Here is a 9,340-nt window from a genome sequence, read left to right on the forward strand (position 1 = left end):
CAAACGCGCTATTATACTTCAAGTTCATTCGTTTGAATTAAATAGCGCATAACTTCAATTACAGCTACGTATAAATCTTCTGGAATCGTCTCATCTTCCTCGACTTGATAATATAAAGAACGAGCAAGCGGACGGTTTTCCACCATTGGTATTTCTTGTTCACGGGCAAGCGTTCGTATATATAATGCGAGCTCATCTTCCCCTTTTGCAACGACAATTGGCGCCGCGTCAACCTGTTTATTGTACCGAAGTACGACCGAAATATGAGTCGGATTGTTTACAATAAACGTTGCACCATCCATCTTCTTCGCAATTGTCCCCTGCAAGATCGCATGCATAAAGTTTTTTCGTTTTCCCTTTACTTGCGGGTCCCCTTCATTATCTTTATGCTCTTGTTTTACTTCTTCTTTTTTCATCTTAATATCTTGCTCATACTCCCATTTTTGATAAATAAAATCAATAATAGAAAGAATGATTAATATAATTAAAATCGCTAAAAAGATAAATTTAATTTGCCTAATAATTTCAGTAAGTGATGCGGTCCAGTTAAATCCAATCATACTCACGATCTTCTCTAAATTCTTTTTGAACAGAATGTAAGCGACGTAACCGATTAGTCCCATATAAAATAGTGACTTCAAAATATCTACTAAACTTTTACGACTAAACAATCTCGTAAAATAATTTTTTGGATTAATACGTGAAGGTTTCGGCTTAATGACTTTAGAAGAAAATAAGAAACCGACTTGAATCATATAATTAAATAAATGAAAAGCGTATACGAGTATTAATATCGGCGCTGATACTTTTAGTAATAAAATACCCATTAAATAAAAATACTCAGTTGAATCTGTATTTTTTCCAATTTGATCAAACAGCACCGCTACAGAATTTGCAATCTCAAACCCTAGCCAATCTCCGAAAAAGTAAACGACAACTGCTAATACTAGTATGGAAAATAAATTATTTAAATCTTTACTCCGGGCAATATTCCCTTCTTCACGCGATTTCTTACGCTTCTGCGGGGTGGCCTTTTCTGTTTTATTATCCTTTGCCATGCGCGTCCCCCTACTTCGTTAAGAAAAAGTTAAATAGTTTCGTATATTCCTCAAGCAATACATCCGTCATATTTTTAAACACATAACCGAGCATCGGTACACTCATCGCAATAAACAAAATACCACATGTAATTTTAATAACGTACGCATTCATAAAAACGTTTAATTGCGGAGCGTTTTTTGCGATTAAAATTAAAACAAAGTTAATGATGAACAAACTTCCCATGAGCGGAAGAGCAATTTCAACCGCTGATGTTATCGCAAATAATAACGTTGCGAGTAGACTATCTAAAAAACTAGTCGTCAGCAATTTTGAAATCGCCTCTGTATATTGAAACGACTTTAAAATCGTGGCAACGAAATAATTAATGCCGCCAAGTGAAATAAAAATAATGAGAAAAAACATATCAAAAATGGTTGATAGTAAAGTAGACTGTGAACCTGCATTTACATCAAACAAACTTGCCTGTGACAAACCGATATCAAAGTCTAAAATATGCCCGGCCATTTTTGGAATATTCCACAGCATTTCTACAATTTTTGAAAGTGATAATCCGATTACAATTTGCGTTCCTGCATAAGCTGCAACGTCCCAAGTTGTCTTTATGTGAGAGACATCAACTTGATCGGCCACTGTAATTGAAAGAGCAAGTCCAACTGTAACCTTCGCCATTGCTGGAATGGATCGACCTGAGAAAAACGGTAAAAAATATAAAAATGAAGTAATGCGGCAAAACGCAAAAAACGTCGCCGCCCATAATTCCATATTCATTTCAGTCCACCTAACTTAATACGAACGCAATAGCGATGGAATTTTATCAAATAAATCTAAAATAAGCGTCGTTAACTCTTGAAACATCCACGGACCTAAAATGATAATAACGAGTACAATACTCGCCATTTTCGGTAAAAACGTCAGCGTTTGCTCTTGAATTTGCATCATCGCCATAATGACAGCGATGATAATAACGACAATCATACTTACACCGGCAACCGGCATTAAAATCATAACCCCTTTATAAAAAAAGGTTTGAAAAATATCTATAATTGGTGACGTATTCATTTATATGACTCCTATCACATAGCATCAAACGCTTCAGGCGACCGTTTTAAACATAATGTCGACGATTTTTGTATATCCACCTAAATATACGAAAACGAGTATTTTAAATGGTAAACTTAAAATCATCGGCGGTACCATCATCATCCCGAGGTACATTAAAAGTGTACTAATAATCAAATCTATAAATACAAACGCTAGATAAATGAACATCCCTGTTAACAATCCCTTTTGAATTTGCGTTAACGTAAAGGATGGTACGAGCGTAAATAAGGATAGATCCTTTAAATCTTTCGGCAACTCTTCTCCGCGCACTTTCAGCATCATTTTTAAATCATGCTTATACGTATGCTTTGACATATACTCTTTCATAATCGGCGCTGTCGTCTCCGCAGCTTGACTTACCGTTATTTTCTCTTTCGTCATCGGATCCCACACATCGCTCTTCAGTTGCCCAAGTACAGGCTGCATCGTAAAGAGTGATAAAAATAATGCAAGTCCAACGAGCACTTGGTTCGGTGGTAAATTCATTACCCCAAGTCCTTGACGTGTAATCCCAAGAACGATCATAAAATAAGTAAAATGTGTAAATAATAGAACGATAGATGAAGATAATGATAAAAGGGTAACGAGCGCAAATAGCTGAACGCTTGAATTACTCGTAAACTCTTTTCCATTTTCGAAATTAATAAAACCGTTTTGGGCTGCATACGCTGGATTTACAAAAATAATTGAAAAAACGATAGAAAATACGAAAATAACGGCTAATAATGATAACTGTTTCTTTATTCTCATGATGGATCCTCTACTTTTTTCGTTTCACTCTTCACCGCGTCTTCTAGCGCTTGTTGAAACTGATTTCCTGTTCCTGTTAATTGCACAGATTGCACACCGTTATTACTAATAACAGTGAACACTTGCTTGCCATCCACTTCAAATAAAAAGGCGCTCGTTTGATGATTTAAATACACGCCGTCTTTCACTTGAATATGACCATTTTCACCTTGTTTAAAAAACTGCTGCTTGCGCGTCTTTTTCGTCATATAATATGCACCGTAGCCGAGCGCACCAAACAGTAAAACGACTTGAAATAAGGTCGTCATATACGACATATGACTCCTCCTCTACTCTTTATCTTGCATTTGACTTTGCGCTTTCATAAGCGCAGCTTGCTTCTTATCGGCTTCAATTTCAGAAATGATTATACCGAATTTCTCGTCCATTACGATCGCTTCACCGATACCGACTTTCATATTACTTAAATACACATCTACTTTATGTCCTAAGTTTTTCTCTACTTCCAGAACATCGCCCACTTTTAACTGTTTCACATCACCGAGCGTAATAGATGACTTTCCAAGCTTTACACCAAGTTCAATCGAAATGTCTGAAACAGTATCAATATGTGCTTTACCCGCTTCATTTCGCTTCCCTGCGAAATCTTCTAATCCCATTAATGACACAGGAGATACTTCATGCTTCATATAGATCCTCCTACTCTACAAAACTTTTAAATAAGAGCGCCTTACGCGTTCCATCTTTTCCAATAAAACAATTAAATTTATGCTTTCCATCTACATAACCGAGTAATTCATCCGAAACTTTCGTATGAAGCGGAATAATATCGCCTTCTTCAATTTGTTCAATGTCACCCATTGTCATCTTTTGCTCGCCAATTGCAACGTGAACAGGTTTATACACTTGATTTACTTTCACTTCCACTTCAGACGTATACTTTTTACGTTTATCTGAAGAATGTTCAACAATATTTTCAGATGTTAACTTATCCATAATTTCTTCAACAGATAAGAACGGAATTCCGATGCGCACCGTCGTATCCCAAAACTCTGTTTTCATATTTACATTCAGTAATGAAATGATATCACTTGCTGTCGTAATCTTTAATGCATTCGGGTCTGTCTCCGTCGTTACAAATTTTGGTTCAATCGCAACAACGCTTTCAAATGATTGCTCTAAATTTTTACAAAGGAGCATAAAAATATTATCCAGTGTTAAAAACTCAAATGCGGTAAGTGGTCTGCGCATCGTAAAGTTACGCTTACTATCTCCACCAAGCCAACATTCATGAATATAAATAACGAACGCTAAGTCAATTTCAATAACAATTTCTCCAAGCTCCGGAAGGCCAAGATCAATAACGCAATATAAATAGTAATCTTTCGGCATTTTCTCCACATACTCACTCGTAAACGGAACTTGCTCAACCGTTGAAGGGTCTAACTCAATCGGAATACGCATACGCGCTGACAACGTCTGTGACGTCTGTTTACCAAATGTAGAAGCAATTGCTTGCAAGCTACGTAAATGCTCAACACCAAACTTCTCCGGTCTATTAAAATCATACTCTTGAAATTTCTCTTGCTTTCCTGCTTCTTGTGCGAAAGCTGGCATTTCCTCGCCTTCATTTACCGCCTTCAGCAGGGCATCAATTTGCTCTTGGCTTAATTTTTCGCCACTCATGACAATCCCCTTCCCTACCTTTTCAATTCAACGATTTCAACGTACATCTTTCCATTCTTCGTCAAAATCTTTCCGGTTCCAATCTCTTCATTCTCAAGCATAAGACGCACCGTATTTTTCGTTGAATTTTCAAGACGATACAATGTACCTTTCGTAATATGAAGCAAATCTTCAATTTTCTTTTTCGTATTTCCGATTTCAAAATAAATTGTTAACGGAATATCATCTTGTAATTTCAAATCTAGCCAACTCCCATATCATGTTCACGAAAATTTCATGTTCTCTCTATATATGAAACTTCTTATTTTGAAACGTCGATATTTAATATTTTTTTAATATATCCTTGCGTTTCTTTAAATGGCGGTACGCCTCCGTACTTTCTCACATTACCAGGACCAGCATTATAAGAAGCAAGCGCTAGTACGAGATCGCCGTTATTTTTCTTTAAATAACCGCTTAACTCTTTCACACCGCCCTCAATACTTTCAGCTGGTGAAAATGGATTTTTTATACCCATCTCTTTCACATTCGCTGGCATAAGCTGCATAAGTCCCATCGCACCTGCATGTGACACCGTTTTCGGATTAAAATTAGACTCTACTTCAATCATTTTTTGAATTAACGTTTTCGGAATTCCGTATGTACGACTGACTCTATCAATAATATCCTCATACTTCCCTTCATTGGAAGAACGTATTTTTTGAATATTATACTTCTTCGTTAATTCCCACGTATCAGCAGCCTCATTTTTCGTTTCTGGGAAACGTCGTTCAAACTCTTTTTGTGCGACTTGCACTTCATCTACATTCTTCGTTTCAGCCTTTTCTTCAGGCTTACTCGCTTCCTCTACTTTATTAATAGATTGTTCCGGTTTATTTACGACCGTTTCTATTTTTGTAGATTGTACCGGCTGACTCATATCCTCTACATTTGCCGGCTGCGTAGTACCCTTCGTCTCCTTTGCAGGTTCACTCTGCAACTTCTCTTGAAAACGACTACTAACGAATGCTTGTGGACTACTTAGCTTTTGCTGAATTTGTCCTTTCTTATATGCAAGCACTTCTTTTACTATATTTCCAACTAACATAATATCACCTTTTCGGTAAACAAAGATAATCTAATATTAGAGTTTTTTTTTAAAGTTTGCAATAATCCTTTTAAATAATATTGTAATAAAAAAATGAATATATTGTTAAACTGTTATTTTTTTATATTTATTAATTCGAATTTTTAGTTGACACCCGCTATGACAGGGATTACAATAAATCTCGAAATTGATTTTTTCGCATATTACCGTTTTTCAATTTGCAGAAAAGTCAATATAAAAAAATGGGGGTTCTTAACATGAGAATTAATACAAACATTAACAGCATGCGTACGCAAGAGTACATGCGCCAAAACCAAGACAAAATGAATACAGCTATGAATCGTTTATCAAGCGGTAAATCAATCAACAGTGCGGCTGACGATGCAGCAGGCTTAGCTATCGCTACTCGTATGCGTGCAAAAGAAGGCGGCTTAAACGTGGGTGCTCGTAACACACAAGATGCTATGTCTGCATTACGTACTGGTGATTCAGCATTACAATCAATTTCAAACATCTTACTTCGTATGCGTGATCTTGCAACACAAGCAGCAAGTGGTACAAATGGCGATACCGATGTTGCTTCTATAGGCAAAGAATACGCTGAGTTAAAATTAGAAATTGACCATATTGCTGAGAAAACAAATTTCAATGGTAAGGCATTCTTAGCAGAAGCTACTGGTGGTAACGCTGATATCTCGGTTCAACTTTCTGATGCTACAGGAGATACATTAGAAATCCAATCTCTAGATGTAAAAGAGTTAACAACTGCAAATTTAGGCGATAGTATGGCTAATAATGCAGAAGCAGCAGCAGAATTAGTACCACTTGACGCTGCTATCCAAGCAATTGCAGACGCTAGAGCAACTTTCGGTTCACAATTAAACCGTTTAGACCATAACTTAAACAACGTAACTAGCCAAGCAACAAACATGGCAGCTGCTGCTTCTCAAATCGAAGACGCTGACATGGCGAGAGAAATGTCTGAAATGACTAAGTTCAAAATCTTGAACGAAGCTGGTATCAGCATGCTTTCTCAAGCAAACCAAACTCCACAAATGGTAAGTAAATTATTACAATAATCCATTTGATTTCTACTAAAATACATCTCTCCTTACTGAGAGATGTATTTTTTACAATGTTTAAAAAGATATACTCCTACGTTCTATGGTATATATTCAATTATTACAAAGGCTCTACCATCATATAAAGATAAAATTCATATATACTCAACAATCAATTATATCGAACAAACTCCCAGATAGTTCTTCTACAAAAATAGATAATACACAAAAAAAGAAACCATATTTTACAATCTACTAGTCGCGCTAACAAAAGTGTCTGATTTCCCCATAAATTCTCTTAATAAAACACATTTTAATCACACAACTCACTTACTTATAAAAAACTCGATCCTACAACAAGCCCTATTATTCTCTTCATTAGTTAAGGCTCCCACGACTAAAGTCTCAAGCCAAACCCTTACGGTTTTACTGGTTTACGGGTGGGATTCTTGAATAACTAAACGTTCGTAGTCCATTTCTGTTTTTGAACAACCTTCAAGATGAGAGCATCTCATTGCCCTCTAAACCACACCATATAAGTACTTAGGCTGATTTTGACTGTTACCATCAATCACAGTTGTGTAGCGAATATTCATTCCCTCAACGATATCACGATGTGTCTCAAGCCCACGTTGACACTTGTACTTTTTTCGTACTCTCCCTTGCTTCAACTATTTCAGATACAAGCATATTCATGAGTTTGATATACTCACGGCTACTTTGTTCCAATAAACTAATTTTTTCTTTTGTGGGAAGCAATTTCACTTTAACTGTTATGGTCTGTGACATACATTTCACCCCTTTTTTGATTTTCAACATATTATTTAATTGTCTCACTTGATACATTTCTACCAGTAGAAATAAAGTAGGCACACGCACATAAACCTTGCAAGTATATAAGATGAGGAGATTCCTCTCTCAAGCGTTTCGATGGCACTCCTTTTATTTTTGCCATTGTATCGGCAGGACTAAGTGTTGGCAGTATATTTAAAAACAAGTGAACGTGGTCTTTATCACATTCTATTGCGATAATAATGATATCAAGTTCTTTACATATCTCTTCAACCAACACTTTGAAACATTCTTCTACTTTTGCATTTTAAAAAATCTTTCTTCTGTATCGTGGACAAATTATAAAATGATTATAGTTACAATGCACCAGTTATTTTCGAAAAATCACAAAAAATACTCGAAAAAACTACCAATACTTTGGATACTTAAAGCACCACAAACCTTACGATTTTTAGTGATACTCCGTATCCAACCTCACTTTCATCCCATTTCTAAATGCGATGGACTTTCTCGTTCGGAAAGGGCTGTAAAAAGGTAGCCTCTTTAGTAAAAAGTACTCTTAAAATCACAACAAAGACTGAGGCTAGTAAATCAATGACAAAAATAAATGTTGCATCCCAAGAAATGCAACATCACCATACTAAAATGAATGTAATGATACAACGGCTTCAATTACATATTAGACACTCAAATACTCAAAACATATCCCTGTATTCTTTTTCACCTATAGATAGGTCTTATAAAGCCAAAAACTTTAGTGATTTTGTGAAATATAAATTATTATCATAAACAACAATAAGCAAATTTCGTCCCACAAACAGTTATAACATTACCAAAAATTTTTAAAATTATATAACAATTAAAAAGGTATATCTTTTTTCATATAACAACCAATATGCCTTCTTAAACCAAATTCCCTTACTATTTTTTCATTCATCTAGTCATTTTATATTCCATTAACCTTCTCCTATCTCACTTCTCTTCTAAGCACTCCTTTATCAAAGTGTATATATTTATAATCTCTATCTAAAAATATAAATTACATGATCTAGAGTAACCAATAAAAAAATTAAATTACAAGTATGATTTAATAGAAATAATAATCTATGCCTAAATTTAAAACATCTTTATATATAAAAAGAAATAATATTAGGAAACCTAAAATATTTGCTTTCAGATACGCCTATGTTTTTCTCCATTATTCTTAATCATTCAGTTTCTTATTCTTTATAAAATCTCTCCAAGAAAATTGAAAAAGCATCAGGTATTTTCTTTTCAGAAATGTCCCGATGCTTTTTTATCAATAATTATAAAAATTATTTATTCATTTACTCCGCAATATAATCTTTTGCTGTGCGTGCACTTTCTAGCTTATTATTCTTTGTGACAGTAACATAAACTTTTCCTGCCTGTTCCCCTAGTTGTTTAATCTTTACATTTACCGCTGTCTTTTTATCTCCTACCGTTGCTGTGCCTAGTTTTTCCCCTTCTGTTACTGCATCATATACATTTATAACATCACCTGTAGCTAATCCAGTTACTCTCACAATATCCTCTTCACCATCATTGTTTAGCACAACAATATTGTTTGCTTTTAGAGCTTCTGATACCTCTGTTGCGTATTTTACTGCTGTTCGGCTACTTTCATCTTTGTTTGGTCTTGTCACAGTTACATACACTGTTCCACCTGTTGATTCTAATAAGTCTTTCACTTTAATTGTTGCTTCTTTTCCACCGTCAGCTACTGCTTCTGATGTTGCTTTTACTTCTCCGTCTTTCGCTACATTGTATACTTTTACAA

General features: G+C 35.3%; 10 protein-coding genes and 3 pseudogenes. 1 reads left to right on the forward strand and 12 read right to left on the reverse strand.

Annotation, left to right across the window (positions count from 1 at the left end):
- Positions 1–11: 11 nt before the first annotated feature.
- The 9 genes from flhB to AC3WTI_RS09630 all read right to left on the reverse strand — a co-directional run bounded on the left by flhB (position 12) and on the right by AC3WTI_RS09630 (position 5,686).
- Positions 12–1,058: a flagellar type III secretion system protein FlhB gene (flhB, locus tag AC3WTI_RS09590; RefSeq protein WP_097841958.1), complete on the reverse strand. Its 1,047-nt coding sequence runs from the start codon at positions 1,056–1,058 to the stop codon at positions 12–14.
- 10 nt (positions 1,059–1,068) lie between these two features.
- Positions 1,069–1,830, reverse strand: a complete 762-nt coding sequence (locus tag AC3WTI_RS09595) for a flagellar biosynthetic protein FliR (RefSeq protein ID WP_097841957.1) — start codon at positions 1,828–1,830, stop codon at positions 1,069–1,071.
- A 15-nt stretch (positions 1,831–1,845) separates the two neighbouring features.
- Positions 1,846–2,121 (reverse strand): flagellar biosynthetic protein FliQ, encoded by a 276-nt coding sequence (locus AC3WTI_RS09600; protein WP_001098085.1) that lies wholly within the window; start codon positions 2,119–2,121, stop codon positions 1,846–1,848.
- 33 nt (positions 2,122–2,154) lie between these two features.
- Positions 2,155–2,913 carry a flagellar type III secretion system pore protein FliP gene (locus AC3WTI_RS09605; protein WP_001220586.1) on the reverse strand — a complete coding sequence of 253 codons (759 nt, stop codon included), beginning with the start codon at positions 2,911–2,913 and terminating at the stop codon, positions 2,155–2,157.
- A complete protein-coding gene (locus AC3WTI_RS09610) occupies positions 2,910–3,230 on the reverse strand; it encodes a hypothetical protein (protein ID WP_000121176.1) in 321 nt (106 codons plus the stop codon). The genes AC3WTI_RS09605 and AC3WTI_RS09610 overlap by 4 nt, the downstream gene beginning before the upstream one ends.
- Positions 3,231–3,242: 12 nt before the next feature.
- A complete protein-coding gene (gene fliN / locus AC3WTI_RS09615; RefSeq protein ID WP_000680010.1) occupies positions 3,243–3,602 on the reverse strand; it encodes a flagellar motor switch protein FliN in 360 nt (119 codons plus the stop codon).
- A gap of 10 nt (positions 3,603–3,612) precedes the next feature.
- A complete protein-coding gene (fliM, locus tag AC3WTI_RS09620; RefSeq protein WP_097841956.1) occupies positions 3,613–4,599 on the reverse strand; it encodes a flagellar motor switch protein FliM in 987 nt (328 codons plus the stop codon).
- 14 nt (positions 4,600–4,613) lie between these two features.
- Positions 4,614–4,838 (reverse strand): flagellar motor switch protein FliN, encoded by a 225-nt coding sequence (locus tag AC3WTI_RS09625; protein ID WP_000775712.1) that lies wholly within the window; start codon positions 4,836–4,838, stop codon positions 4,614–4,616.
- A 62-nt stretch (positions 4,839–4,900) separates the two neighbouring features.
- Positions 4,901–5,686 (reverse strand): lytic transglycosylase domain-containing protein, encoded by a 786-nt coding sequence (locus AC3WTI_RS09630; protein ID WP_097841955.1) that lies wholly within the window; start codon positions 5,684–5,686, stop codon positions 4,901–4,903.
- A 257-nt stretch (positions 5,687–5,943) separates the two neighbouring features.
- On the opposite strand from AC3WTI_RS09630, the gene AC3WTI_RS09635 reads away from it, so the two are divergent.
- Entirely contained in the window at positions 5,944–6,765 is an 822-nt protein-coding gene (locus tag AC3WTI_RS09635; protein WP_097841954.1) for a flagellin N-terminal helical domain-containing protein, read from the forward strand.
- Between the two features lie 627 nt (positions 6,766–7,392).
- Here the strand turns inward: AC3WTI_RS09635 and AC3WTI_RS09640 are convergent.
- The 3 pseudogenes from AC3WTI_RS09640 to AC3WTI_RS09650 form a co-directional block, all read right to left on the reverse strand.
- Positions 7,393–7,536: pseudogene (locus tag AC3WTI_RS09640) on the reverse strand (RNA-guided endonuclease TnpB family protein); the annotation flags it as partial.
- Between the two features lie 31 nt (positions 7,537–7,567).
- Positions 7,568–7,909: pseudogene (tnpA, locus tag AC3WTI_RS09645) on the reverse strand (IS200/IS605 family transposase).
- A 958-nt stretch (positions 7,910–8,867) separates the two neighbouring features.
- A pseudogene (locus AC3WTI_RS09650) lies at positions 8,868–9,340 on the reverse strand (hypothetical protein); the annotation flags it as partial.

The sequence above is a fragment of the Bacillus sp. EB106-02-03-XG38 genome (assembly GCF_058792175.1).

Bases quoted from the DNA above. Each gene is read 5' to 3' on its own strand.
- AC3WTI_RS09595 (WP_097841957.1), bottom strand. From the start codon at position 1,830: ATGAATATGGAATTATGGGCGGCGACGTTTTTTGCGTTTTGCCGCATT.
- flhB (WP_097841958.1), bottom strand. From the start codon at position 1,058: ATGGCAAAGGATAATAAAACAGAAAAGGCCACCCCGCAGAAGCGTAAG.
- AC3WTI_RS09635 (WP_097841954.1), top strand. From the start codon at position 5,944: ATGAGAATTAATACAAACATTAACAGCATGCGTACGCAAGAGTACATG.
- AC3WTI_RS09605 (WP_001220586.1), bottom strand. From the start codon at position 2,913: ATGAGAATAAAGAAACAGTTATCATTATTAGCCGTTATTTTCGTATTT.
- AC3WTI_RS09630 (WP_097841955.1), bottom strand. From the start codon at position 5,686: ATGTTAGTTGGAAATATAGTAAAAGAAGTGCTTGCATATAAGAAAGGA.
- fliN (WP_000680010.1), bottom strand. From the start codon at position 3,602: ATGAAGCATGAAGTATCTCCTGTGTCATTAATGGGATTAGAAGATTTC.
- AC3WTI_RS09600 (WP_001098085.1), bottom strand. From the start codon at position 2,121: ATGAATACGTCACCAATTATAGATATTTTTCAAACCTTTTTTTATAAA.
- fliM (WP_097841956.1), bottom strand. From the start codon at position 4,599: ATGAGTGGCGAAAAATTAAGCCAAGAGCAAATTGATGCCCTGCTGAAG.
- AC3WTI_RS09610 (WP_000121176.1), bottom strand. From the start codon at position 3,230: ATGTCGTATATGACGACCTTATTTCAAGTCGTTTTACTGTTTGGTGCG.